This window comes from Alcanivorax sp. NBRC 101098, assembly GCF_001010505.1.
Lineage (GTDB): Bacteria > Pseudomonadota > Gammaproteobacteria > Pseudomonadales > Alcanivoracaceae > Alcanivorax > Alcanivorax borkumensis.
The window spans coordinates 1711567-1736954 of the sequence record NZ_AP014613.1 but is presented as its reverse complement, the minus strand read 5'-3'; the positions used below and the strand labels follow the sequence as shown (position 1 = coordinate 1736954).

Here is a 25388-nt window from a genome sequence, read left to right as displayed (position 1 = left end):
CAAGGTCAAGACATCTCAGCGATGAAGAATCATGATAGCAAGAATAAAAAATCTCCTGATGGTTTTCGTGGTTGGCGTAACGGGGTTAATTGCCTGTTCAACGCATAACGTTATGATTAATCATTGCGCTCGTGCCAAAGATCATTGGGCAGGCGATGTCTGTTGACCAGGCACCGGTCGCGCACAGGTCAATGATAATCAGCTCCGTGATTCGCTGGGGTCATGGGCGCACGCTTACTTCGGCGGCTTAGAATCTCATCTATGAGCCTGATTTTTAACCGTCTTCTCGTTTTCAATCTGTACCGCCTCTCGCTGGAAGGGCTATTATGGTGAGCGAAATCCATCACGATTAATCTTGGTGATCTGTAAGCCATTACAATGGGTGTTGCCAATGACGTTGTGGTACGTATGGTTAAGCATGAGATGAATTGAGTGTGTTTCTCTTTCATCATCGACCGGGGGCCAGAGGCCCCCGGTGCTGTTTCAGGAATTATTGTCAGGAGTTTTCATGATTGAATATCGGATTCGCCCCTTGCGCCCAGAGGCGCATTTGTTCGAAGTTACCCTGACGGTGGCGGAGCCGATGCCAGAAGGGCAGGCCTTTAGCCTGCCCGCTTGGATTCCTGGCAGCTATATGATTCGCGATTTCGCCCGCCACATTGTTCATGTGCAAGCCAGCTGTCATGGCGAAAGCCTGCCAGTGGCCAAGCGAGACAAACAGACCTGGCAGCTGCCTCCCTGCGACGGGCCGGTGCAACTGCAATACCAAGTGTATGCGTGGGATCTGTCGGTACGCGGCGCGCACTTGGATACCACCCACGGCTATTTCAATGGTAGCTGTGTTTTTCTCGCGGCCATGGGCCATGAAGATCAACCTTGCCAGGTGGCTATCGAAGCGCCGCAAGGGCACGCCTATACTGGTTGGCAGGTGGCCACCGGGCTGCCGCGCCAGACCGGTTCCGAGCTGGCTTTCGGCCTGTTTGAGGCCGAAAACTACGATGCCTTGATCGATTACCCAGTAGAAATGGGGCCGTTCGAATACGCCCAGTTTGAGGCTTGCGGAGTGCCTCATTGGGTAGTGTTGGCGGGGCGACATAAAACAGACACAGCACGCTTGTGTCGCGACCTGAAACCGATTTGCGAGCACCACATTCGCATGTTCGGTGAGCCGGCGCCGATGGATCGCTACGTCTTTATGACGCTGGTTACCGGCAATGACTATGGTGGGCTGGAGCACCGTAACTCCACTAGCCTGATGTGCCCCCGTGATGATTTACCTCGCCGTAGTGATGAACCGGGCAAAGTCCGCGATGGTTATCGCTCGTATTTAGGGTTGTGCAGCCATGAGTATTTTCATACCTGGAACATAAAACGGATAAAACCTGCGGCGTTTACTCCCTTTGATTTGTCACAGGAAGTGCACACAGAATTACTGTGGGCCTTTGAAGGGATTACCAGTTACTACGATGATCTGTCTTTGACGCGAACTGGGCTGGTCTCGCCACAAAGCTACCTGGAGCTGTTAGGGCAGACACTGACTCGGGTTTACCGCGGTCAGGGGCGTCACAGACAAACGGTGACCGAGTCCAGTTTTGATGCCTGGACTCGCTTCTACAAACAGGACGAAAACGCCCCGAACGCCATTGTCAGCTATTACACCAAGGGCTCATTGGTGGCGCTGGCGCTGGATTTGACCCTGCGTAATCTGACCGGCGAGCAGACATCGTTGGACGACCTGATGCGCGTGTTGTGGCAGCGCTACGGTCAGACCGGTGAAGGCGTCCCTGAGCAGGGAATCCAGCCACTTGCTGAAGAAATCGCCGGCACCGACATGAGCGATTTTTTCGATCTGGCGCTGTACAGCACTGAGGACCTGCCGTTAGCTGAACTGTTGGCCGAGCGTGGCGTGGAGCTACACTGGCGCAGTGCCGCGGGGCATGCTGATAACGGTGGCAAGCCGGGTAAAGAGGGGGTCCCTCATCTGGGCGTTCGGCTGGTGCCCGATGTGATGGGCGCGAAGATTGCGGTGGCTTTTGAACAAGGTGCTGCCATGGCAGCCGGGTTATCTGCCGGTGATGTGATTATTGCCGTGGATGGTCTGCAGGCGACCACTCAAAATATCGATGATTTACTGTCATGTTTCCTGCCTGGAGAATCTTTTGAAATTCATGCTTTCCGCCGTGACGAGTTAATGCGATTTAAGGTTCAGGTGGCAACCTCCGAGCCCAGTACGGCCTTTTTGACCATTGCTAAAGGCGGGTTGACCGAGAAAGGTCGTAGGTGGCTTCACGCACAATAGCAGCATGAACATCCATTTTTTATCTGTAGGAGCGCGGCTCTCGAGGCGCGAACGTTGTCAGGAGAAAGTTTTCTCCTCTGGTTTGTCGCTCCAGAAGCGCTCTCGCACAGCGGTATTTAAATGACCGACACCCTGAAATCGCTTTACGAGCAACTCGACAAAGTACGCCGGGCTGACCGTTTTCGTCTTAAAAAACGCCTTGATGGCCTGGCACGCCTGCCTGCCAAGAAACGCAATGACAAGGCGGTGGATAAAGTCGCCACGGCTATCGCCAGTTCTGTGGCTGGCCGCGAACAACGGTTGGCCTCGGTGCCCGCTCTTGAGTGGCCGGATTTGCCGGTGGTGGCCAGCCGCGATGAGATAAAGCAAGCGATTAACGATCATCAAGTGGTGGTAATTGCCGGGGAAACCGGGTCCGGTAAAACCACCCAGCTTCCCAAGATTTGTTTGGAGCTGGGCCGGGGTATCGAAGGCACCATTGGGCATACCCAGCCTCGCCGACTGGCCGCGAGGGCGGTGGCCAGCCGGGTGGCTGAAGAATTGCATAGCCCACTGGGTAGCACGGTGGGTTTCAAGGTGCGCTTTTCTGAACAGGTGGGCGAGCATTCGTTAATCAAGGTGCTAACCGATGGCATGCTGCTCAATGAAATTCAGCAAGATCGGTTTTTGAATCAGTACGATACGCTGATTATTGATGAAGCCCATGAACGTAGCCTGAATATCGACTTCTTGTTGGGTTACCTCAAGCAGTTACTACCGCGCCGGCCTGATCTGAAAGTCATTATTACCTCGGCCACCATCGACCATCAGCGCTTTGCTGAACACTTTGGGGGCGCCCCGGTGCTGGAAGTGTCCGGTCGAACCTTTCCGGTGGAAATGCGCTATCGGCCACCAGCGGAAGGGCAGGAGCTGTCTCGCCAGATTGAAGACGTTCTGTTGGAAATTCAACGAGAAGAGCGCAGTGAAGGTTTGCCGATGGCTCGGGACGTGCTGGTGTTTCTGGCCGGCGAACGGGACATTCGTGATGTCCATCATCACCTGAAACGCTGCGCCACCCATGGCTCCAGCTTGCGTGATATGGAAATTTTGCCGCTCTATGCTCGTCTTAGCCAGGCTGAGCAGCACCGCATATTCTCAGCACATCGTGGTCGCCGCGTGGTACTCAGTACCAATGTGGCAGAAACGTCGTTAACGGTACCGGGCATTCGCTATGTGATTGATGCAGGCACCGCCCGTATCAGCCGCTATAGCGTGCATTCTAAGGTGCAGCGTTTGCCGGTGGAGCCGGTGAGCCAGGCCAGTGCCAACCAGCGGGCAGGGCGAAGTGGGCGGGTGATGCCCGGCATTTGTTTCCGTTTGTATGATGAGGACGATTTTCTTAATCGCCCGGCGTTCACCGACCCGGAAATTCAGCGTACCAATCTCGGTGCTGTCATTCTGCAAATGTCAGATCTTCGATTGGGCAAGGTGGAAGACTTTCCCTTTATTGAGCCACCGGACGGTCGTTTGGTTCGGGACGGTTATCGGTTGCTGGATGAACTCGGTGCGCTAACGGAAAAGCAGACGTTGACCGCCCTGGGCCGACAACTGGCCCGCTTCCCACTGGACCCGACACTGGGCCGAATGCTGGTGGCGGCAGCAGAGAAGAACGTGCTGCGTGAAGCTCTGATTGTAGTTTCAGCACTGGCGACTCAAGACCCCCGCGAGCGGCCTCACGATAAACAGCAGCAGGCGGATCAAGCCCACCAGCCATTTACCGAGAAGGAATCGGATTTTCTGTTCTTCGTGAAGCTGTGGCAGTGGGCGGATGCACAGCGAGAAGCTCTGAGCCGTAACCAATACGAAAAGCTGCTCAAGAAAACCTTCCTGTCTCCCACGCGTATGCGCGAATGGCGTGATACCCATCGCCAACTTTTGTTGCTGGCCAAAGAGCAAGGCTGGACGCTTAATGCGCCGATTGATTCAGGTTTATCGTTAACCGAGCCGGATAATGCAAACAATAAAAGCGCGGCCAAAGCATCTCCGTCACCGCTATATGCGCCGTTGCACAAGGCGTTGCTGACTGGCTTGTTGGCCAATGTTATGCAGCGCACCGAAGAGGGCGAGTGGCTTTCAACCCGTAACCGTAAACCGTTGGTGTGGCCGGGGTCGGCGTTATCGAGAACCAAGGCACGCTGGCTGATGGCTGCAGAGCAGGTGGAAACCAGCCGCTTATTTGCGCGGACGGTAGCAAAAATCGATCCGCTGTGGGTTGAGGAGGCCGCCGGGCATTTGCTCAAACGTCACTATTTCGAACCGCATTGGTCGAAAAAGCGCGGCTGCGCCATGGCCAAGGAGCAGGTCAATCTTTTCGGTCTGATTTTGGCCAGTGGGCGGGGCGTAAATTACGGGCCGATTCAGCCGCTGGAATCCCGGGAGCTGATGATTCGTGAAGGCCTGGTCATGGGGCACCTGCATCGTGAGCCACCGTTTGTGAAAGCAAACCGAGAGCGCTTTGAAACCCTGGAAGACATGGAGCATAAACTTCGTCGCAGGGACATTCTCGTGGATGAAGAGGCAAGGGTGGCGTTCTACGATGCGCGCTTGCCCGGCGATATTCATACCGTGGCCGGGCTGATGAATTGGTATAACAAGCGTGCGACTGCAGAGCAGAAAGAGGCCTTGTTCATGGACGATGGTTTTCTGCTCTCCCGTAGCCCGGATTTGGGCAATGATCAGTTCCCTGATCAACTCAAGCTCGATGGACTTCGTCTGCCGTTGGAATACAGTTTCGACCCGACCGGCGAGCGGGATGGGGTCACTCTGATTGTGCCGCTGGCGGCGTTGAATCAGATATCAGAATCTCGCCTGGATTGGTTGGTGCCTGGTTTGCTGCGTGAAAAGCTGGAGGCCTTGATTCGTGCCTTGCCCAAAGCACGGCGCCGGCATTTTGTCCCGGTACCGGATTATGTCAGTGCCTTGATGGAAACCCTGTCGCCGGATGAGCCGTTGCTTCCGGCCATGACCCGTGAGCTGCAACGCATGAGTGGTCTGCGCATCGAACAAGAGGAGTGGCAGACCGCTAACTTGGCCGACCATCTGCGTATGTTTATTCAGGTGGTGGACCGTGTAGATGGTCACCGCAAGGTGCTGGCTCAAGGGCGTAACCTGGGGGAGGTGAAAGATCGCCTGGTCAGTGTCACCCGAGACTTGCCCAAACCCAAACAAGAGACACCGGCAGTGCGTGGCCAGGAATGGTTGTTTGGGGATATTCCAGAGAGTCAGGAGCAGGATTTGGGCGGCATGACGGTGCGACGTTTCCCGGCCCTTGTCGATACCGGCAATGACGTGGAACTGCAGTTTCTTGATGACGAAGCCGATGCAGCGTGGGCGCATCGTTGGGGCACAGCTCGCCTACTGGGGTTCAAATTGACCGTGCAGCTACGAGACCTGCGTAAGCAGGCTGCGCAAATGGCGGGGTTTCAAAAGCTGAAAACCGAGAAGGGAGTCATGGCGCGTCAGGCACTGGATCACGCCTTGCTACGCGTGTTGGCTGAGCATTTTCAGCTACACGAGCCGGTGCGCAGTGAGGCCGCGTTCCGGGATCGGCTCAACGACCATCGTGGTGACTTTGTGCCTTGGGCGCAGCACCAATTGAGCATTATGGGTAAACTCTTCGCCCATTACCGGCAGCTGATGGGCAAGTTGGAAAAGAATTTTCCATTGGCCTGGGCCCATGCTCATCGGGATATTAAACAGCAACTGGCCTGCCTGTTTCCCGATGATGTATTGCTGCAAATGCCGTGGGAGTGGCTGCAGGAATACCCCCGGTTACTGGCGGCGATTGATCACCGCCTGGAAAAACTGGGGGGGCAAATAGGCAAGGATCGCACCCTCAGTGCTGAACTGGAGGCGTATAGTAAACAACACGAGACCCGTGCCGCTGGCGTTCCGCTCTGGAAGCAGTCTGAGCCTCTTCAACAGTATTTCTGGATGTTACAGGAATACCGGGTCAGCCTCTTTGCGCAACAGCTGGGCACCAAGCTATCAGTGTCGGCGAAGCGGCTGAATAAACAGTGGGAGCTATGCTGAACGGGGTTAATATGCGCTGAACGTGATCCACGGTGGCGTTCTTATGCTGTAAAGGAAGGCGCTACGCGCCGCGTAACGACCGTAACAACCAATAAAATGGGCCCTACTGCCTTTGCGCCGCGCCCGTTGAACCCGGATAATCGATCCATTATTTAATGTGCTGTAGCAGGGCAGCTGGCCCTGCAATTAGTGTGAGGACTTGCTTGTGAGCTATTCCGTGGTAATCAGTGGTACCGGCCTGTGGACGCCGGACCAGACCATCACTAACGATGAGTTGGTGGAATCCTTCAACGAATATGTGAAGCGCTATAATGCCCGCAACGCACAAGCTATCGAAGCGGGTGAATTGGAAGCTTTGGGCCCATCCAATAGTGCTTTCATTGAAAAAGCCTCCGGGATTAAACAACGCTATGTGATTGACAAAACGGGTGTCCTCGACCCTGATCGCCTCGCTCCCCGAATAGACGAGCGCACCGATGATGAGGTGTCTATTCAGGCTGAAATCGCTGTTACCGCCGCCAAGCAGGCGCTAGACAATGCGGGCCTAAAAGCTAACGATTTAGATGCGGTGCTGGTTGCTTGTTCTAACATGCAGCGTCCCTACCCAGCCATGGCCGTGGAGGTGCAGGCGGCTTTGGGCATGGATCACGGTTGGGGCTACGATATGAACGTGGCGTGTTCCAGTGCCACTTTCGGTATTCAGGCGGGAGTAGATGCCATCCGTAATGGTAGCGCCCGGCGGGTACTTATGGTGAACCCGGAAATCTGTTCTGCTCACTTGGCCTGGGAAGACCGTGACTGCCACTTCATTTTTGGAGATGTGGCCACTGCGGTGATTCTTGAGCGCAAGGAAGATGCTGTATCCAGTAATCAATGGGAAATTTTGGGTACCCGCCTGCAGACCAAATTTTCCAGCAACATTCGTAATAATTTTGGTTTTTTGAATCGAACCGATGAACGCGGCGTCGGTGCCCGTGACAAACTGTTCCGCCAAGAAGGGCGAAAGGTGTTCAGGGAGGTCTGCCCGATGGTTGCGGAACAGATCAGTTCTCACCTGAAAGATACCCAAATTCCGGTAGAGTCTGTTAACCGAATGTGGCTACACCAGGCCAACTTGGCAATGAACGAGTTGATTTCTAAGCGTGTGCTGGGGCGTCCAGCCACTCGCGAAGAAGCACCGGTGATTTTGGATGCTTATGCCAATACCAGTTCGGCAGGTTCTATTATCGCTTTCCACAAGCACAATGAAGATTTGCCGGTGGACACCAAAGGGGTGATCTGTTCTTTCGGGGCCGGTTACTCTATAGGCAGTGTGATTGTGAATCGTATTAAATAAGCGTTACGCGATTTACTTTTTCCTCAAAAAGGCCGCATTTTGTGGCCTTTTGTTTTTTAGTCCTGCAGCCGTAACGTTTACCTCACGTCAGCATCCCTATAGTGTCTGGGTCAGGGCGTTCTTGATTCCTTAATGAATAAATACGGAGAATGAACATGGCTAAGTTGAGAAAATTAAACCCCCTTGCTGCTACCGTTGGTGCTGCTGTTGTTGCGTCTGCATTGTCTGCACCCGTTGCCCACGCAGCGGAAAACCCGTTTGCGGCTGCTGACCTGAGTGCCGGTTATCAGCTAGCGGCCCATCACGCTGAAGGTAAGTGTGGTGAGGGTAAGTGCGGTGAAGACAAGAAAGCTGAAGGAAACTGCGGTGAGAAGGGGGCTGAAGGTAAATGTGGCGAAGATAAAAAGGGCGAAGGAAAATGTGGTGAGGGTAAATGCGGCGGTGATGCATAAAGGCACCCGACTATGAAAGTTGAGACACCAGTGTCCGGTGTGGGCCTGGGTCTTCGGCGGGCCCTTATGGGCCCGCTTTCACAGGCTCATGATTACGCACCAGAGAGCATTCCGTTCGATTTTATGGAAGTGGCCCCAGAGAACTGGATCCCCATGGGCGGTCGACTGGGTAAAGAGTTCCGTGCTTTTACCGAGCGCTATCCTTTTGTTGCTCACGGGCTGAGTCTGTCACTGGGTGGGCCAGAGCCCCTGGATTTTGAATTATTGAAATCGGTGAAGTCGTTTCTTAAACAACACAACATTCGCCGCTATACAGAACACTTGAGTTACTGCAGTGACCACGGTCATCTCTATGATTTGATGCCTATCCCCTTTACGCAGGAGGCGGTGTATTACGTGGCGGATCGTATTCGTCAGGTTCAAGACTTCCTTGAACAACCTATTGGTATTGAACATGTCAGTTATTATGCCCAGTTAGGAAATGCGGCTCTGGGCGCACAGATGTCTGAAATCGATTTTGTGAATGCGGTATTGAAAGAAGCAAACTGTGAACTGCTGTTGGATGTGAATAATGCCTATGTGAATGGTATTAATCACGGTTACGATCCTCTTGATTTCATTTCCGCCTTGCCGGGTGAACGGATTTGTTATCTGCACATCGCCGGTCATTTTGATGAAGCAGAAGACTTGAAAGTGGATACTCATGGTAGTGATGTGATTGATCCTGTTTGGGCGCTTCTTGATCATGCTTACCAGACATTTGGCTCGCTCCCTACATTGTTGGAGAGAGACTTTAATATTCCGGACAATGCGACCTTGTTTGCTGAGCTTCGCAAGATCGGTGGTTACCAGCAGCTTTATCCCAGCGCAGCGATCAAGTCAGTGGATTGGCAAAAGCCTGCGCAACCATGAAAGACAAAAATTTCCAGAGACTACAGCGTGAATTGGCCGCGCACTTACGTAACCCGAACAGGCACCCTGCGCCTGCGGGTATTGAAGATCGACGTTTGGATATTTACCGCAACCTATTTTTCAATAATGTGAATGGCTTTCTGCGCCAAGGGTTCCCGGTATTACACAGTTTGCTAGATGACGAGCGTTGGCTGCGGTTGGCTCGGTCTTTTTTTGAAAATCACACCAGCAAGACCCCGTATTTCCTGCAGATTCCTCAAGAGTTTGTCAGTTTTCTGGCGAGCGGGCAGGGCAGCGAGCCCGGTGACCCCGTTTTTATGTTGGAGCTAGCCCACTACGAGTGGATGGAGCTGGTGCTTGATGCTTCCACCGAGACATTCCCAGACACCGAATTTTACCCCGAGGGAGATCTCCTCCAAGCGATCCTGCAGCTTAGTCCCTTACATGAGATATTGAGTTACCCGTTCCCTGTACACCAAATCTGCGCTGATTTTCAGCCACAGCACGCGCTTGAACAGCCGGTCTGGCTATTGGTTTATCGTGACCGGAAAGATGACGTTCGCTTTATGGAAATCAACGCGCCAACGGCGAGACTCTTGCAGTTGATTAATGAGTATCCTGAGGATACCGGTAAAGTGGCAGTGGCGCGCCTTGCCGAAGAAATGCAGTTTGCGGATGTGGCGGCCTTGGAGGTGTTTGCCCGTGATATTCTGCAACAAATGTGCGAGAGGGATATCCTTATAGGAGCTTCATCGAGTCGCCAGTAAAGGGGCCGCTGATGGCGGCTTTTACGGTGCTGAATCAGCCGGCATTACAGGGCTGAGCAAGGATAAGTGTGTAAAATCTGTCGATGTTCAGTAACCCTTTTTCAGGGCCTCTGTTTTGAGCTGCAGGGCACGGCTATACTACGGTAGTCCACTACTTTTTGGGGTGTTTGTGCGTTATCTATTGCTGAGCCTGCTGCTGTGTCTGCCATTGGCTGTTCAGGCGGAAGAAGACTGGGGAGATGGCTCCACCGCATTCGACTCGCCGGATAGCAAGCCCAATTATGAAGACCCTTGGGAAGACATCAATCGCAAGATTTTTGCCTTCAATGAAGCCTTGGATAAATATGGCCTGAAACCCGTCGCCAAAGGTTATAAGAGGGTCACGCCACAGTGGATGAACGACACTATTACCCGCTTCTATGAGAATCTTCGTGATTTCCGTAGCGGCTTGAATAATGTGTTGCAGTGGCGCTGGGGGCACGTGGGACAGAACTGGGGGCGGTTTGCGGTTAATACTACGCTGGGTATTGGTGGTTTGTTTGATGTGGCCAGCAAGGTCGATTTGGAGAAGCACAATAGCGACTTGGGGCTGACGTTAGCACACTGGGGAGTGCCAGAAGGCCCTTATATGGTGTTACCGTTCTTTGGGCCGTCCACAGGGCGGGACACTGCGGCCATCTTGCCGGAAGATTACATGCGCTTGCGACACTACATTTCCCACGATCGCACACGCTACAGTTTCACCGCGGCATATGTGGTGGATTTAAGAGCGGATTTGCTGGATCTGGAACGCAATATTGTTGGCGATCGTTATACCTTTTTGCGCAATGCGTACCTGCAACGTCGGCGCTTCGAAAGCGGTGATCGGCCGTCATTACGATTCCCTGAGATTGAGACCCGTGATTCAGAACTCAATGATGAGTATGAGGAGGACGGCTGGTAGAGGCTTGCCAGCCGCCTGTGCAGATCAAGCCTCGATACGGGTGGCTTTGAATTTTGCGCGAATATAATCTCCGTGGGAGACATAGAGCAGATCGCTAACCCGGCGGATCAAGTGCTCCTCGTGAACATCGGCCTTGCCGTCGGCAGCGGCCATGGCCCACATTTCATCGATCAGCGCTACTCGTTGTTCTGGCCCCCAGTGTTCACGTAGCGGCAGAGTGAACTCAAATAGATCGGTGGCTTGATCTACCCGGTTTTCCAGCTCAGAGACGATATCCTGCATTTCTTGGCTATCCAGCTGCCAGCGTTGTTTGACCGCGCTGACCAGACGTTGGGTTTCTGCCTGGTCCACGGTGCCATCGGTGCGCGCTACCTCCAATAGCAAGGCGGCAGCAGCGCGGTGCAAGTCGTGTTCGGAATACTTTGGTGTGTCGCTTTCGGGGCGAAACAATCGGTTCAGCCAGTTCAAATGACCCCCTCTTTAATGAGTAAGGTTTCCAGCGCGTGCTGGTCTTTAGCAAAACGGCGGATTCCGTCGGCGAGCAAGTCGCTGGCCATGGCATCGTCGTTGAGCTGCCAGCGAAATGCGGCTTCGTTCACCGGTACCCAGTCGTCCTGTGGGGCTACCAGTTCGGAGTCCAGTATGCGTTTGAGACCGCCGTTATCCGCTGCTAGTTCCTCAAGTAGGGAAGGGCTGAGTGTAAGCTTGTCGCAGCCGGCCAAGGCTTCGATTTGCCCAGCGTTGCGAAAGCTAGCGCCCATAACAATAGTATCCAGGCCACGTGCCTTGAAGGTTGAGAAAATATCTCGCACCGAGAGCACGCCGGGATCTTGTTCAGGGGTGTCGATGACCATGCCGTTTTTGCGGTGCCAGTCGAAAATGCGGCCCACGAAAGGAGAGATTAGTGTGGCGCCAGCTTCGGCTGCTGCCAGTGCCTGGGTTTGGTTGAAGACCAGTGTCACATTACAGCGGATGCCTTCTTCTTCCAGAATCTCAACGGCACGAACCCCTTCCCAGCTGGCGGCGACCTTGATCAGGATGCGACTTGGGTCCACGTTGAGCTCGCGGTAAATCGCGATCAAACGACGCCCTTTTTCCACGGTGGCGCGGGTATCAAAAGAAAGGCGAGCGTCCACTTCACTGGAGACAAGACCCGGCACGCGTTCCAAAATGGCCTGACCGGCCAAGCAGGCATAAGTATCGGTGAGCCAGTCCATTTCACCTTGATGGCCCAAGGCGCGGCTGAGGTCGGCGGCCTGCTGCAACAGGTCACGGTAACGTTCGTCACGGGCGGCAGCGAGTAGCAGGGAAGGGTTGGTGGTGGCGTCTTCGGGCTGTAGTTGGGCGATCATTTCCAAATCGCCGGTGTCGGCAACTAACGAGGTCCATTGAGCGAGTTGTTCGCGTTTGTTCACGGTTTCGTTCCTTTCAGTGTCATGACGGGCGACAGGGTAGAGGCCAATGATGACAGGGAGTTTTCTGTGCCGTAGCGGGCAGCGTTTGAGCCGGGAACCGTTCTAGAAAAGTGTTCGCAGTCCGTTCGTGCTTAAATGCTGTTCTACGGGGATAAAGCGTACTGACAGGCTAAGGCAGTTGCGACAAGGCGTCCATGAGCACTTGCGGGGTTGTGCCTGGCTTGTGCATGTTTTCGCTGAGATGACGGCGGAAACGGCGCGCGCCGGGTTGGCCCTGAAACAGATTGAGGATATGCCGCAGTGAGTGCTTGGGCGCATGGCCAAGCGCATAGCGCCGCTCCACATAAGGTAGAAACTGCTCAGCAATAGTCTGGCGGCTGGGGATGGCGTGATCGTCGCCAAACACAACCCGGTCGGCCTCGGCTAGAAAATAGGGGTTTTGGTAGGCCTCGCGACCAATCATCACGCCATCCACTTCACCCATGTGTTCGTGTACTTCATTCAGGGTCTTTACGCCACCGTTGAGTATGATTTCGATATGTGGGAAAGCGTGTTTGATGGCATAGGCACGTTGGTAGATTAACGGCGGAATATCTCTGTTTTCTTTGGGCGAGAGGCCGCTAAGAATTGCTTTGCGGGCATGGATAGTCAGGCTAGTGCAGCCTGAGGCTTCCATGCGATCAACAAAGCGGTAGAGAAAATCATAATCATCCTGGTCATCGATACCGATACGGGTCTTCACCGTAACCGGCACAGTAACCTCCGCCTGCATGGCCTCTACACAGCGTGCTACCAGCTCAGGTTCTGCCATAAGAATGGCCCCGATCTTGCCTTGCTGAACCCGGTCTGACGGACACCCCACATTCAGATTGATCTCGTCATAGCCGTAATCCCCGGCAATGCGCGTGGCTTGGGCTAATTGTTGTGGGTCGCTGCCTCCTAGTTGCAGGGCGACGGGGTGCTCTTCGTCGTTGAAATCTAAAAACCGGTCACGGTCACCGTGTAAAATAGCTTGGGCCACCACCATTTCGGTGTAGAGCAACGTATGGCGAGTGATCAGTCGGGCCAGAAAGCGGTAGTCGCGGGTTGTCCAGTCCATCATCGGGGCGACGCTGAGGCGGCGGTCCAATGGCTGGTGCGGTAGCTGAGTGGAGAGTGGGTTGCTCATTAACACGGTGTCGAACGGGTGATTGGGGTTTGCGGCGTGCGGGGGCAAACGAGAGTCCCTATTGTCGCATGTTGCGCGGGTGGCGCGTAGGGGGAAGAGTGGCAGCGCTGTTGCGCGGCAACCGAATAGCCGCTGCCTGTAATTACGGTAGCCGTTCTGTTAGAATCCGCGCCTTTATTTATTATACCGGTGTCTATGATGACCCAAACACGGCTGAGTCCGCCCTAGCAGGCTGTCGATCCCTCCCATGGCTTTGCCGTGCGGTGCCTGTCGGTGCCGTTCTCCGTTTTTTACTGCTGCCGCTGCGCAGCGATGGTTTGTTATCTCCAAACACAGGATTGAATCCATGCTTCGAACGATTCAGCAGGACTGGTTCAGTAACGTCCGTGGTGACTTGCTGGCAGGGGCGGTTGTGGCGCTTGCGTTGATTCCGGAGGCGATTGCCTTCTCCATCATAGCCGGCGTGGATCCGAAAGTGGGCTTGTATGCCTCTTTTTGTATCGCAGTGGTGATCGCCTTCGTTGGTGGCCGCCCAGGGATGATCTCTGCGGCCACCGGTGCCATGGCGCTGGTAATGGTGACATTGGTCAAAGACCACGGGCTGCAATACCTGTTGGCGGCTACGGTACTGACCGGGGGGCTGCAGATCATTGCCGGTTTTCTGAAACTGGGGAACCTGATGCGGTTTGTCTCGCGTTCAGTGGTGACCGGTTTTGTGAATGCGCTGGCCATCTTGATCTTCATGGCGCAACTGCCAGAGCTGGTCGATGTGACTTGGCACGTTTATGCCATGGTGGCTGCGGGGCTGGGTATCATTTATTTACTGCCGTTGCTGACCACTGCGGTGCCCTCACCGTTGGTTTGTATCGTTGTGATTACCGGTGTGGCCATGTGGCTGGGGATGGACGTGCCCACTGTGGGTGACAAGGGCGACTTGCCCGATAGCTTGCCCATGTTCCTGCTGCCGGATATTCCGCTGAATCTGGACACCTTGAAAATTATTCTACCGTACTCGCTGGCATTGGCGGTGGTGGGGCTGCTGGAATCGATGATGACCGCCACTATTGTCGATGATCTGACCGACACGGATAGCGACAAGAACCGTGAGTGCAAAGGACAGGGCGTGGCTAATATCGCTTCCGGTTTTCTTGGCGGCATGGCCGGTTGCGCCATGATTGGCCAGTCTGTGATTAACGTGAAATCTGGTGGTCGCAAGCGCCTGTCTACTTTGTTTGCCGGTTGCTTCTTGCTGGTGTTGGTGGTGTTCCTGGGTAAGTGGGTGTCTCAGATTCCCATGGCCGCACTGGTGGCGGTGATGATCATGGTATCTATTGGTACATTCAGCTGGGAGTCCATCACTAATATGGCAAAACACCCTGCCAGTAGTTCGGTGGTTATGCTGGCCACAGTGATTACTACCGTGGCGACGCATAATTTGGCCATTGGTGTAGGGGTCGGGGTGGTGCTGAGCGCGCTGTTCTATGCCAATAAAGTGGGTCGTATCTTCTACGTGAAAGCCACGCAAAGCCCTGAAGATGGGCATCGAGTTTACGATGTAGTGGGGCAGGTATTTTTCACCTCAGCAGATCAGTTCATCGCTGCGTTTGACTTCAAGGAAGCCATCGATAAAGTCACTATTGATGTTCACCGTGCGCACTTCTGGGACATTACCGCCATTGGCGCCCTGGATAAGGTGGTGATTAAGTTCCGCCGCGAAGGTACAGAAGTGGATCTTGTTGGACTTAATGAAGCCAGCGCGACTCTGGTGGACAAGTTCGGTGTGCATGACAAGCCCGCTGCTGTTGAAAAAATGATGGGTGGCCACTAAGCGTCGCAAACAATTGCCGCATTAAGCGACATAGGAGAACAACAATGACTAACGTCATCGCCTGTATCGACGGCTCTAACGCTGCCTCGGTGGTTTGTGATTATGCTGCCTGGGCCTTACAGCGCTTGGGTGCGCCGCTGACCTTGCTGCACGTGCTGGACCATTCCCGCTACCCGGTGAGTGCTGATTTCAGTGGCAATCTTGCCTTGGGTGGTCGCGAACATTTGATGGAAGAGTTGGCGGACCTGGATGCCAAGCGTAATCGTTTGGCGTTGGAGCAAGGGAAGATAATGCTGGACGCGGCCTGCCAACGGGCCATCGCAAATGGCGTCACTGAGCCTCAGCAACGTCAGCGTCACGGTGATCTGGTGGATACCTTGGCTGAGCTTGAAGGCGATATGCGTTTGCTGGTTATTGGTAAGCAGGGCGAAGAACACGACGGTATCGGCGCTCAGGTGGGTGACAACGTGGAGCGTGTTATTCGCGCTCTGCAGCGCCCTATTCTCGTGACCGCCGGTGAGTTTCGTGCGCCGAAAACCATCATGCTGGCATTCGATGGTAGTGCCACCTCACGTAAGGGCGTAGGCATTTTGGCCGGTAGCCCTTTATTTCAAGGGCTGGATTGCCATTTGGTGACCGTTGGCAACAACAATGAAGGCTTGGATGCAGCGGCGCGACAGCTTGAGCAGTCCGGACACAACGTGCACACGGCTATCCTTGAGGGTGAGGTGGAGCCGGCTCTGCACCAGTACCAGCAAAGCCATAGCGTGGATCTGGTGGTGATGGGGGCCTACGGCCATTCCCGCATCCGTGAATTTTTTGTGGGCAGCACCACCAACAAGATGATTCGTGAGGCTAAAGTGCCGCACTTGTTGCTGCGCTAAGAGGTAAACCCCGCAGCACGCAGCACGCTGCACGCCAAAAATAAGGCGGAGATGCTTAGTGGTATTTCCGCCTTTTGCGCATCACAGCGCAATGACCTGATGTTCTCTACGACCTATCAATGCGCCATAAAAAACGCGGGCCTGTCTTTGCCAATCGGCAAAGACAGGCCCGCGTTTCTGGGTGGGGTGTTGTGTGGAATAGTGCGAAGCGTATGTTTTACTGCGCTTTTTATTCCACTGTAATGGTGATTTTTTCTGATGTGACCGGTGGCTGGTGGGGAACGTGGCGGTAATCGCCGAGTAGTAGCTGCAGGGTATGGGTGCCCGGTTCCAGTTCCAGTTCAGTTTCAGTTTGGCCCTTGCCAAAATGCACTACCTGGTCGTTGGCGGGCAGCGGCATGTCCATGTTCGGCATGGTATCCAAGTCGATGAGTAGGTGGTGGTGGCCACTGTTCTTTTGCTCGTTGCCAGCCGGTGCCACCTCCATGCCTTCCAAGCCAAAGACAACCTTCACGGGGCTGCTGACCGTCGCGCCATTGGTGGGACTGACAATTTCAGCAGCGGCGCCTTCCGGGGCCGGGCTGCGTACGATGCCGGTGGCGGCGGGCTTGGTGGCGCTGTCATCGGTGTTCATGTGATTGCTGTGATCGGCGGCGGCAGGAGCGTATGCAGCAGGCGCTGCGGCCTCTTTGCCGTCGCTGTTGTCGGAGCATGCCTGTAGCAAGCCTGTGCTAGCAATCACCGCGACGAGTAGGGAGCGTTGGAACGGAATACGCATGGTCTTTTCCTTGATCAGTTGAATCCAATGAAGACCTGCTGCCGTGTCTGAGAATGTGGCAGCAGAGTGAACCGGAGTCATGTGGTCATTATAACCATAGCAGAAACCCTTGGCTTGATGTCTAGCGGCTTGTTGAAAAGCCCTCCAAGTTTACAGGTTCATTATTGCCCTTTTTGATGGCCGGACATGGGCCTTCAAAAGAGCGCTCTCTGACCCCCGAATAGGGTATAGATTGCGAACCAGGCTGAAAGCAAAAGTACGCAATGGGCTTTTTGACAGTCTGCTACATGGCAGCGGCTTTGACAGGTATAATCCGCGCCAGTTTGCACTACTGGAGTCAGTATGACTGTTCGTACTCGCGTTGCCCCGTCGCCCACCGGCGATCCCCACGTCGGCACGGCTTATATCGCTTTGTTCAACCGTTGCTTTGCGCAACAACACGGTGGCCAGTTCATTCTGCGCATCGAAGACACGGATCAGACCCGTTCCACTGATCAGTCCGAACAGATGATCCTCGATTCATTGAAGTGGCTGGGGTTGACCTGGGATGAGGGCCCGGACGTGGGCGGACCCCACGGGCCTTACCGCCAGAGTGAGCGCAAGGGCATTTACCGCCAGTACGCGGAACAGTTAATTGAAAAAGGCCATGCGTTCAAGTGCTACCGCACCAGCGAAGAGCTGGATGCATTGCGTGCCGGATTGAAAGAAAGTGGCGAAAATCGTGCGCTTAAACCTTCCGATCTGGAACTACCTGCGGATGAGCAGGCCAAGCGCGAGGCTGATGGCGCACCGTACGTGATCCGTATGCGTGTGCCTACGGAGGGTCGCTGTGAAATTCATGACATGTTGCGCGGACCAGTAGAGCTTGACTGGGCATTAGTGGATGCACAGATTTTGTTAAAATCCGATGGCATGCCCACTTACCACCTGGCCAATATCGTGGATGATCACCTGATGGAGATCACCCACGTTATCCGTGGTGAGGAGTGGCTCAACTCCGCACCCAAGCACAAGCTGCTATATGAATATTTTGGTTGGGAAATGCCGGTGCTGTGCCATATGCCGCTGCTGCGTAATCCGGATAAATCCAAGCTCAGCAAACGCAAAAACCCCACCAGTATCTTGTTCTATCAGCGTATGGGTTACTTGCCAGAAGCGTTGGTGAATTACCTGGGGCGCATGGGCTGGTCCATGCCGGACGAGAGCGAAAAGTTCTCCCTGACTCAGATGCAGGAGGCCTTCGACATTCAGCGTGTGTCCCTCGGTGGGCCGGTTTTCGATGTGGAGAAACTGAGCTGGTTGAACGGTCAGTGGTTGCGTGAACAGAGTGATGAGCAGTTCCTGGACTCGCTGCTCGATTGGGCTTTCAACCGCGATTACGCTATGAAGATAATTCCTCACTTGCGCCAGCGAGTGGAGACGTTGTCGGAAGTGGCGGACAAGGCGGCGTTCTGCTTTAACGGCATGCCTGCTATCTCTGAGGCCAGCTTCGAGCACAAGCAGTACAGTGCGGATGACATCAAGGTATGGCTCCAGTATTTGCTGTGGACTTACGAAGCGCGTAACGACTGGAATCGAGAGGGTTTGTTTGCCGATGCCAAGGCGATTGCCGATGCGCTGGAAGTGAAGATAAAGGATTTCTTGTTCCCGGTGTTTATTGCCATTGCCGGCACCAGTGCCAGCTTTTCGGTGGTGGACTCTATGGAAATCATCGGCTCGGATATCAGCCGTGCACGAATTCGCCATGCCATTGAGGTGCTGGGGGGCGTGTCCAAGAAGCAGATGAAGAAACTGGAGAAGGCATACCGCGATTTGCCGGTGGGTTGATTTGAAAAACACAGGCTGGGCGATCCGTAACTTGGCAAGCCTTGCTTGTGTTTTGGCGTGAATCGCGGCGACAACGCTATGGTTTTTCATTGTGATCGCCGCGTGTAAAGGTAGAACCTGTAACTGGTTTCGCCCAGTTTTTCAGCAACTTGTTCACGATGTAGCCAAATTGACTTCATTCTGAAAAAAACCGCCGGCTGGCGCTTGACAGGGTAGGGGTGGCCGGTAGAATACGCCGCACCAACCGGGATGCACTTTGTCTCGTTTGTGTACTGGGGCTATAGCTCAGCTGGGAGAGCGCAACACTGGCAGTGTTGAGGTCAGCGGTTCGATCCCGCTTAGCTCCACCAAACACGTCCCCTTCGTCTAGTGGCCCAGGACACCGCCCTTTCACGGCGGTAACAGGGGTTCGACTCCCCTAGGGGACGCCAAATAGAAAAGCCTCACTCGAAAGAGTGGGGCTTTTTTATTGCCTGTCTCGCCAGGTTAGTGGCGAGTTAAGGGCTGCTGCGGTCATTTCGGATCCGAAGTCGCAGTGAATGCCCTATTTAGCTTATTACCTGCCGTAAAGCGTCGTTATCTTCATTGGGAGCGTATTGCCTGCCAGCTCATATCCACGGTTAGAACGATGATGAAACTGATCCCGGCTAAAGGAAATAACAGCATCAGGATGGCGGTAATCATTGCCAGGTTTCGTTTCTTTCCTGCTGCCAGTTTCTTGGGGGCTCCCAGGCTCCCTTGCGGCCGTCGTTTCCACCACAGCTTTAGCCCGCTAACAACCAAGATAATGATGGCCAGGCAGGGGCACAACATGAGCAATTGGTTGGCCCGGCCAAAATAATTACCCATGTGCAATGCCACTCCCCATTCCACAATTTTGGCGATGGCGCCGTAGTCATCGAAACCGGCTTTGCCAATAAGTGTTCCGTTATGGGCATCAATATGAAAGGTTTGCTGGCCCTCTGGCTGCGCGGGATAAGTGTAAGCGCTGTAGATGTCTCCGGGTTCTTGGGGCAAGGAGAGTCTGTAGCCCAGAGCAACGCCTTGCTCAACCAGGATTTGATGGACCTGGTTTACGCTGATATTGGAAGCGCCATGGTGGCCGTGAGGGACTGGGGCTGCGTTGAGTGTCCAGGGGGCCTCTCCGTGGGTGTCGACAAGAGTTTTACTGTCGTCGCTGCCATGGTGGCGAAGAAAAGTGGGATAGCCCATTCCCAGTGCATTACTCACGGGGGTGAGAAATTGACCGCCCCAGAGGTTGGCCCAGGGTAAGCCGGTGATGATCAGAAACAGGATCAGGACCGCAGAATACAGGCCGGTGAGGCGGTGCAGTTCCCGCCACAGTTTACGTCCACGTTGTTGGAGGTTTGGGCTGAATCGATGCCGTTGGTCTGTCCGTTTTCGAGGCCACCACAGGTACAAGCCGGTAATGACCAGTACGAATGCCCAGCAAGCGACGAGTTCAACAATGGCATCACCGGTATTACCTAGCAGCAGTGAGCCGTGAGCTACATCGGAGAAGCCGACAAGAGTACTGGTGTAGACGTAGCTACCTAGCACAGCGGCATTGCCCGGGTCGACGAAAACACGGCGATCTGGGGCTTGGGCCGGGCTGATGTATATCTGGGCGGTACGCCCGGGTTCGGTGGGCATGTCGATGCGGTTGAGGGTTGCCGCTGGATAGGCGTGTTGAACGGCCTCCAACAGTGCACCAGGTGCTTGAACCTGGTTGCCGGTGGGAGCGAAGCGAAGGTCCGGGTGTAGTAGGTCGTTAATTTCGTCATTAATCAGGTAAATAGCCCCGGTAATGGCGAGAATTAACAAAAACGGGGCGGTGATCAGCCCCGCGTAAAAATGCCAGCGCCAAACGGCTGCATACAGGCGATTGTCCCGTGGCGTTTGTGAGGTTTGCGAATGGGAGGGCGACATCAAAAGTGTCCAATCCAGCCCAATTCAACCGTGCGAGGAGCACCGACATAAACCTGGGTGGCACTGTAGCCGGACCAGTCTGCGTAAAATTCATCGGTCAGGTTTCTGCCTCGCAGGGTCAGAGTGCCTTTGCCTAATGGGTGGCTGACCCAAGCGTCGAGCAGGGTGCGGCTAGCGACTTTGTAGTCGTTACTGCTGCTGGTATAGAAATCCCCCGTGTGGCGGATGGCCCCGCCAACGGTGAGTGATACAGGGCTAAATGTGTAGGCGCTGGTGGCGGCATAGGTGTCATCGGGCACATTGGTAGGGCGATTGCCGGTGAGATCGTTGCCGCTACCGTCGGTGAGGTCGGTGTATTTTGCGTCTACATGGGCGGCGCTCAGGCGTAACCACCACTGGGGCAATAATTGCAAGGTGAGGTCCAGCTCGCCCCCCTCTGAGCGTTGGCTGCCGCCCTGAACGGTTAGGGCTGGGTTGCTTGGGTCGCGTGTGAGTATGTCATCCTGATCAATACGGTAAACGGCGGCGGTGAGGGTGGCACGGCGATCCCAGAAATTTGTCCTCACCCCGGCTTCCATGGAGCGTCCTTCAGACAGATCAAAACCCGCACGGGATTGACTGCTCAATACCAATGAGGTGATGGGAGTGGCAGCACGGTTATATTGAGCGAACAGTTGAGTGTTGTTGTTCAGGTCGTAAATGGTGCCCAGGCGCCAGGAAAATGACTCGTAGGTCTGGCCAAAATCGGTGCGGGTATTGGTGATCAGGTCATCAATGCGGCGATCCAAGTCTGAATAGTCATACCGAGCTCCACCTACCAGCAACCAGTTGGGGGTCAGATTAAGTGCGTCTTCTAAAAAAACACCTTGGGTGGTAACTGTGCTGTCGTAATTTACGCGGTAGGGATAATTGCTGGCATTATCGCTTGGCAGTTCACCACGGTTTGGATTAAACGGATCCACGGAGGTAGTAGTGCCGAAGCGCCGTTCGGAAAAGAAATCGGTATAGCGGAAATCGACACCGGCAGTGAAGCGGTGGCGCCGCTCGCCAAGTTTGCCATCATAGACGGCGAAAAAACGCTCGGAAGCAGACTTCTGGCGATGAGTGATAATGGTGGTCAGGCGATCCAGTTGGCCGGTGCCGGTGTTATAGGTGAAATCTTCGGAGTTGGCCCAATTGCGGTCAGCGTTGTAGAAGCCCAATTCATTGGCTAACTTCCAGTTCTCATTGAGCTGATAATCCACGCGAGCTCGGAACCACTGGCTGTCCGATTCCATGATGCCGTTTTCTACATTGTAATTGTTGTCGCGGATGGATTCGTCCAGCACTAGGCCACCAGAAACCACATCACTTGGGTCATGGGCGACGGAGGCGGGGAGTAATGGAGCGCCTTGGTAGGGGGTGCTGTATTTGTCACTGTATAAATCAAGATCAAACGACAGGGTAAGTTTGTCTGTGGGGGTCAACAACAGGCTGGTGGTAAAAGCATCTGTGCGACTATTGGTGTCATCCACGAAACCGTCGCTTTCATCGTGGCTGAAGTCCGCACGCAGGGCAGCGGTGTCAGTGAGTACTTTATTGATGCCTAGACCTAGATTAACCGTATCGTTGCTGCCATAGCTGAGCATGCCATCGTAGGCGTCGGCGCTAACATCTGGGCGCTTGGTGATCAGATTGATACTGCCTGCTAAGGCTCCGGTACCGTTCAATACGGAGGCCGGGCCTTTGAGAATTTCTACTCGCTCCAGGTTCCAGGTATTCATGTTGCGTGACATCAGGCCTGGATCCACGGCGCGGGTACCGTTAAACAAATAACCCACATCGGTGAAGCCGCGCATGCTGACAGAGGCTGGTGAGCCAGGGATGTTGCCCGCACTGACGCCGGGAGCATTGCGGTATAGCTCAATCAGGTTTCGCAGCCCTTCCTGTTCAATTTCATCACGGCCAATGATATCCACTGTGGCGGGGGTTTCACGCATGCTCAGCCCCAGTCGGCTGGCGGTGGCGGCTTCTGGAAGTGGGTCAGTGTTTTGGTCAGGGACGGAGGCATTCACGGAAACAGTGTCCAGTTGGTTGCTTTCGTCGGCTATAGCAAGGGAGGTTGCGCTACAGGCGAGTCCTAGCCACAGGGGGCGTAAAAAACGCAGAGCTGAGTGTGATGCTGGACGTGAGAGGGGATCTAAACATGATTTTCCCGAACCGAATTCAATTAGGCTCGCAGCATAGACATGTGTCAGGGAAGAGGGATGCGGCATATTGCCGCAGAAGGTGCGCGACGGCAGTGTTTCAGTTAAAGCCGCGAATGGTAAGCGTGTGGGCGATTGTTTCGCCGTCCCAAATATATTCGTAGTGAGCACAGGGAGTAATACTGGCGATGACTTGAGGGGTTAGCAGGGCATAACAATAACGCCCGACGGCGCGGACAGATTCGTAATGGATGCCGTTGCGCTGTTGTTCGCGTAATTGCCGACCAAGCTGATGCGCGGCGGTGTAGTCATCGGCTGCGTGCCACTGAGGGTGGTGATCAGCCGGGGTGATGTCTACGAGGGTGGCGGTGAAGTGTACCTTCAGGCCGCGCATCACAATGCGGTCATACTTGAGCCCATCGACTTGCTGAAAATAACGCTGTTGGTGATAGCGGGTCTCTGCAATGGCGGTTGCCATGCGGTCGGCGCAATAGAATACCCCGAAATGGCCATCAGAAAAGCGCGACCCTGCTGGATTGACATGCACAAAGGGCCCCAAGGCGTAGTTGCAGCCGGGAATGCCCCATGGGCGCTGCTCCGGGGGGACCCGATTCAGATCGCCGATATCATTTTGTAGGCGCGGGTTGGTCAGCGCCTGCACGGCGTACAGTGCATCAAAATCCGCCTGGTCGGCCACGTCATCGAAGATCGCGATAGGGGGATATTTTCCGTTGACCAAGCGGTAAGCCGTTTGCTCGGATAAGGATGTGTGCGGCAGTGTATCCGCCCCCTGTGTTTTTAACCCCATTGACCGCCTCGAAGGGTATCGAGCTGGCGGTGCACTTCATAAAGGCTGGCAACCCGGCCGTTGCTCATGATGTCCATAGGGGTGAGGCCATTGAAAAAGGGGTTATGGTTTGCCATGCGGATAAAGCCATACACATTCTCTTTATTGCCAAACAAGGTCCGTAGCGCTTGGTGGATGTTCAACAGATAGCTGAGGCGTTCCAATAGATCCTGCCCGACCCGGGCGCTTTCTGGTTGGTTCTGGTACTTGTGTAGGGTGGAGCGCCCCACACCCAATAGCGCCATTTTTTCCTTTTCACTGCACTGCCAGTGTTCCAGTAGTTTAAGCACAGCACGTAGAGCTGCGTGGCGTGCGCCGTCGTCCAGAGCTTGTGGGATATAGGCTGTTGCGGGTTCCATGATTGTCTCCTATTAGGGTTAATAGTGAACCATGTGTTAATAATTGTCTATATATAGACATATTGAAGGCCTAATGATACAGGGTCGCAGCTAGGCGTCAGCTTCAGCGCAAAGGTAAGAAAGTGTCATATTTCTGAACGTACGGCGGCCACAGGAGTCACTGTCGGGAGTCGTGGCATTTGCGACACCCAACGGTAAAGTGCGGTTGGTTGAGAAATGGATTGGGAGTGCCGGATGGTAAATAGAGTCAAGGTGTTAGGTGCGAGTGTGCTGTTGGCTCTTGTGGCGGGAGGGTGTGCCAGTGCTGCCACTGCCGGCCAGCGGCAGTGGACGGATGCGCACCTGCATTATGTGGATTTCATGCAGGAGAGTGAGGGACCGCAGGCGATGATGGCGGCCATGGATGATGCGGGCGTGGAGCGCGCCTGGGTGTTCGGCTTGCCAGTGATGAAGAAGTGGCAGGCAGAGGCACCGCGTCGCCCGCGATACTACCTGGGCGATGAGGCCCCGCTATATTACTACAGTGCTACCGATGACATTGTGGCCCAGGCGGTGCTTTCATTACCGAAAGATCAGCAGGCCCGGCTGCAGCCGTTTATCAGTGGTTTCAACCCCACGGACATGCACGCCGCCGAGCAGATAGAGCGCTTAATTGAACGTTATCCTGGGTTCTGGCAGGGGGTGGGGGAAATTCTGACCCGTCACGATCAGCTTACCGCCTGGACCGAAGGCGAGACGCCTCGAGCGAATCATCCCGCGCTAATGAAGGTGTATGCGATGGCGGGTCGTTACGACCTGCCCGTATTGCTACACAGCAACCTGACGTCATTGCGCGAAGAGACACCGATCTACCTCGGCGAGTTGGAAGAAGCGTTAGACGCGCACCCTGGGACACATTTCTTGCTGGCCCACGCCGGAACCAGTGGTGGGATTGAAGAGCGGCAGGGGCCGCTGGGTACCTTGCCGCCTATTCTTCGAGCACTGCTAAGCCGTTATGACAATCTGTTTATTGATTTATCTTGGAGCGTTAAAGACCACTATTTGATCGATGACGGTGAGCCCAATGAGGAATGGCTAACGCTCATTCGTGAATTTCCGAACCGCTTTACCCTGGGAACGGATCTGGTGGGCCACTTTGATAGCATGGGAAGGGTGATGGAAGAATACGATCCATTGCTTGATGCGCTGCCCAAAAAAGTGGCGCAGCAGCTTTCTCACGGCACCGCAGATGGTCTTGTGCCCCCAAAAGGGGCAACAAAATCCGCCCCTTAATGGATGGCTTCTTCGCGATGTAAAAATATCGTTTCCTCGTTCTCAGGCTCTTAATGTGTGGAAAATTAGACTCCCATGGTGAAGACGTTAGCGGTTCGAAAACCGTAAGAGGGCA

The 25388-nt window shown here is 54.4% G+C and carries 19 protein-coding genes and 2 tRNA genes; 13 read left to right on the top strand and 8 right to left on the bottom strand.

The features are described from left to right. Nucleotides 1-508: 508 nt before the first annotated feature. The 7 genes from AS19_RS07880 (at nucleotide 509) to AS19_RS07850 (ending at nucleotide 10780) form a co-directional block, all read left to right on the top strand. The gene (locus tag AS19_RS07880) at nucleotides 509-2299 is read left to right on the top strand and encodes a M61 family metallopeptidase (protein ID WP_046961902.1); all 1791 of its coding nucleotides are present in this window, start codon (nucleotides 509-511) and stop codon (nucleotides 2297-2299) included. A 120-nt stretch (nucleotides 2300-2419) separates the two neighbouring features. Beyond that, on the top strand, nucleotides 2420-6370 hold the full coding sequence (hrpA, locus tag AS19_RS07875) for an ATP-dependent RNA helicase HrpA (RefSeq protein ID WP_046961901.1): 3951 nt from the start codon (nucleotides 2420-2422) through the stop codon (nucleotides 6368-6370). A gap of 205 nt (nucleotides 6371-6575) precedes the next feature. Next, nucleotides 6576-7706 carry a beta-ketoacyl-ACP synthase III gene (locus tag AS19_RS07870; RefSeq protein ID WP_011588801.1) on the top strand — a complete coding sequence of 377 codons (1131 nt, stop codon included), beginning with the start codon at nucleotides 6576-6578 and terminating at the stop codon, nucleotides 7704-7706. Nucleotides 7707-7861: 155 nt separating this feature from the next. Further along, on the top strand, nucleotides 7862-8158 hold the full coding sequence (locus AS19_RS07865) for a hypothetical protein (RefSeq protein ID WP_046961900.1): 297 nt from the start codon (nucleotides 7862-7864) through the stop codon (nucleotides 8156-8158). A 12-nt stretch (nucleotides 8159-8170) separates the two neighbouring features. Beyond that, the gene (locus AS19_RS07860) at nucleotides 8171-9070 is read left to right on the top strand and encodes a DUF692 domain-containing protein (RefSeq protein ID WP_035460316.1); all 900 of its coding nucleotides are present in this window, start codon (nucleotides 8171-8173) and stop codon (nucleotides 9068-9070) included. Then, nucleotides 9067-9837, top strand: coding sequence for a DUF2063 domain-containing protein (locus AS19_RS07855; protein ID WP_011588798.1), 771 nt, complete (start codon nucleotides 9067-9069; stop codon nucleotides 9835-9837). Before AS19_RS07860 ends, AS19_RS07855 begins: the two co-directional genes overlap by 4 nt. Before the next feature lie 169 nt (nucleotides 9838-10006). Beyond that, on the top strand, nucleotides 10007-10780 hold the full coding sequence (locus AS19_RS07850) for a VacJ family lipoprotein (RefSeq protein WP_101235010.1): 774 nt from the start codon (nucleotides 10007-10009) through the stop codon (nucleotides 10778-10780). A gap of 24 nt (nucleotides 10781-10804) precedes the next feature. Here the strand turns inward: AS19_RS07850 and AS19_RS07845 are convergent, their stop codons facing one another. From AS19_RS07845 to dusA, 3 genes are all read right to left on the bottom strand, one after another. After that, nucleotides 10805-11248, bottom strand: coding sequence for a TerB family tellurite resistance protein (locus tag AS19_RS07845; RefSeq protein WP_046961899.1), 444 nt, complete (start codon nucleotides 11246-11248; stop codon nucleotides 10805-10807). Beyond that, nucleotides 11245-12195, bottom strand: a complete 951-nt coding sequence (locus AS19_RS07840) for a transaldolase (protein ID WP_046961898.1) — start codon at nucleotides 12193-12195, stop codon at nucleotides 11245-11247. The genes AS19_RS07845 and AS19_RS07840 overlap by 4 nt, the downstream gene beginning before the upstream one ends. Before the next feature lie 169 nt (nucleotides 12196-12364). Next, a complete protein-coding gene (gene dusA / locus AS19_RS07835; protein WP_011588794.1) occupies nucleotides 12365-13411 on the bottom strand; it encodes a tRNA dihydrouridine(20/20a) synthase DusA in 1047 nt (348 codons plus the stop codon). Between the two features lie 298 nt (nucleotides 13412-13709). Here dusA and AS19_RS07830 point away from each other — a divergent pair, with 298 nt between their 5' ends. Further along, complete coding sequence (locus AS19_RS07830; RefSeq protein ID WP_011588793.1) at nucleotides 13710-15191, top strand: SulP family inorganic anion transporter; 1482 nt, start codon at nucleotides 13710-13712, stop codon at nucleotides 15189-15191. A 44-nt stretch (nucleotides 15192-15235) separates the two neighbouring features. After that, the gene (locus AS19_RS07825; RefSeq protein WP_046961897.1) at nucleotides 15236-16075 is read left to right on the top strand and encodes a universal stress protein; all 840 of its coding nucleotides are present in this window, start codon (nucleotides 15236-15238) and stop codon (nucleotides 16073-16075) included. 229 nt (nucleotides 16076-16304) lie between these two features. Here the strand turns inward: AS19_RS07825 and AS19_RS07820 are convergent, their stop codons facing one another. Beyond that, on the bottom strand, nucleotides 16305-16853 hold the full coding sequence (locus tag AS19_RS07820) for a DUF4399 domain-containing protein (protein WP_052753747.1): 549 nt from the start codon (nucleotides 16851-16853) through the stop codon (nucleotides 16305-16307). Nucleotides 16854-17195: 342 nt separating this feature from the next. Between AS19_RS07820 and gltX the strand changes: the two genes are divergently transcribed. The 3 genes from gltX to AS19_RS07805 all read left to right on the top strand — a co-directional run bounded on the left by gltX (nucleotide 17196) and on the right by AS19_RS07805 (nucleotide 19111). Then, nucleotides 17196-18680, top strand: a complete 1485-nt coding sequence (gene gltX / locus AS19_RS07815) for a glutamate--tRNA ligase (protein WP_011588790.1) — start codon at nucleotides 17196-17198, stop codon at nucleotides 18678-18680. 274 nt (nucleotides 18681-18954) lie between these two features. Continuing rightward, nucleotides 18955-19030 (top strand) — tRNA-Ala (locus tag AS19_RS07810). A gap of 5 nt (nucleotides 19031-19035) precedes the next feature. After that, nucleotides 19036-19111, top strand: a tRNA-Glu gene (locus tag AS19_RS07805). A 151-nt stretch (nucleotides 19112-19262) separates the two neighbouring features. On the opposite strand, the gene AS19_RS07800 is transcribed toward AS19_RS07805, so the two are convergent. The 4 genes from AS19_RS07800 to AS19_RS07785 all read right to left on the bottom strand — a co-directional run bounded on the left by AS19_RS07800 (nucleotide 19263) and on the right by AS19_RS07785 (nucleotide 24001). Beyond that, nucleotides 19263-20609, bottom strand: coding sequence for a PepSY domain-containing protein (locus AS19_RS07800; RefSeq protein WP_046961896.1), 1347 nt, complete (start codon nucleotides 20607-20609; stop codon nucleotides 19263-19265). Next, complete coding sequence (locus AS19_RS07795) at nucleotides 20609-22588, bottom strand: TonB-dependent siderophore receptor (protein WP_231860742.1); 1980 nt, start codon at nucleotides 22586-22588, stop codon at nucleotides 20609-20611. Before AS19_RS07795 ends, AS19_RS07800 begins: the two co-directional genes overlap by 1 nt. Nucleotides 22589-22895: 307 nt before the next feature. Then, nucleotides 22896-23603: an RES family NAD+ phosphorylase gene (locus AS19_RS07790; protein ID WP_011588787.1), complete on the bottom strand. Its 708-nt coding sequence runs from the start codon at nucleotides 23601-23603 to the stop codon at nucleotides 22896-22898. After that, on the bottom strand, nucleotides 23594-24001 hold the full coding sequence (locus AS19_RS07785) for an MbcA/ParS/Xre antitoxin family protein (protein ID WP_011588786.1): 408 nt from the start codon (nucleotides 23999-24001) through the stop codon (nucleotides 23594-23596). The genes AS19_RS07790 and AS19_RS07785 overlap by 10 nt, the downstream gene beginning before the upstream one ends. 234 nt (nucleotides 24002-24235) lie before the next feature. Here AS19_RS07785 and AS19_RS07780 point away from each other — a divergent pair, with 234 nt between their 5' ends. After that, a complete protein-coding gene (locus tag AS19_RS07780) occupies nucleotides 24236-25273 on the top strand; it encodes an amidohydrolase family protein (RefSeq protein ID WP_231860741.1) in 1038 nt (345 codons plus the stop codon). The last annotated feature ends 115 nt before the right edge of the window (nucleotides 25274-25388 follow it).

Bases quoted from the DNA above. Each gene is read 5' to 3' on its own strand.
- AS19_RS07880 (WP_046961902.1), top strand. From the start codon at position 509: ATGATTGAATATCGGATTCGCCCCTTGCGCCCAGAGGCGCATTTGTTC.
- hrpA (WP_046961901.1), top strand. From the start codon at position 2,420: ATGACCGACACCCTGAAATCGCTTTACGAGCAACTCGACAAAGTACGC.
- AS19_RS07865 (WP_046961900.1), top strand. From the start codon at position 7,862: ATGGCTAAGTTGAGAAAATTAAACCCCCTTGCTGCTACCGTTGGTGCT.
- AS19_RS07860 (WP_035460316.1), top strand. From the start codon at position 8,171: ATGAAAGTTGAGACACCAGTGTCCGGTGTGGGCCTGGGTCTTCGGCGG.
- AS19_RS07855 (WP_011588798.1), top strand. From the start codon at position 9,067: ATGAAAGACAAAAATTTCCAGAGACTACAGCGTGAATTGGCCGCGCAC.
- AS19_RS07830 (WP_011588793.1), top strand. From the start codon at position 13,710: ATGCTTCGAACGATTCAGCAGGACTGGTTCAGTAACGTCCGTGGTGAC.
- AS19_RS07825 (WP_046961897.1), top strand. From the start codon at position 15,236: ATGACTAACGTCATCGCCTGTATCGACGGCTCTAACGCTGCCTCGGTG.
- AS19_RS07820 (WP_052753747.1), bottom strand. From the start codon at position 16,853: ATGCGTATTCCGTTCCAACGCTCCCTACTCGTCGCGGTGATTGCTAGC.
- gltX (WP_011588790.1), top strand. From the start codon at position 17,196: ATGACTGTTCGTACTCGCGTTGCCCCGTCGCCCACCGGCGATCCCCAC.
- AS19_RS07800 (WP_046961896.1), bottom strand. From the start codon at position 20,609: ATGTCGCCCTCCCATTCGCAAACCTCACAAACGCCACGGGACAATCGC.
- AS19_RS07795 (WP_231860742.1), bottom strand. From the start codon at position 22,588: ATGCGTGAAACCCCCGCCACAGTGGATATCATTGGCCGTGATGAAATT.
- AS19_RS07790 (WP_011588787.1), bottom strand. From the start codon at position 23,603: ATGGGGTTAAAAACACAGGGGGCGGATACACTGCCGCACACATCCTTA.
- AS19_RS07785 (WP_011588786.1), bottom strand. From the start codon at position 24,001: ATGGAACCCGCAACAGCCTATATCCCACAAGCTCTGGACGACGGCGCA.
- AS19_RS07780 (WP_231860741.1), top strand. From the start codon at position 24,236: ATGGTAAATAGAGTCAAGGTGTTAGGTGCGAGTGTGCTGTTGGCTCTT.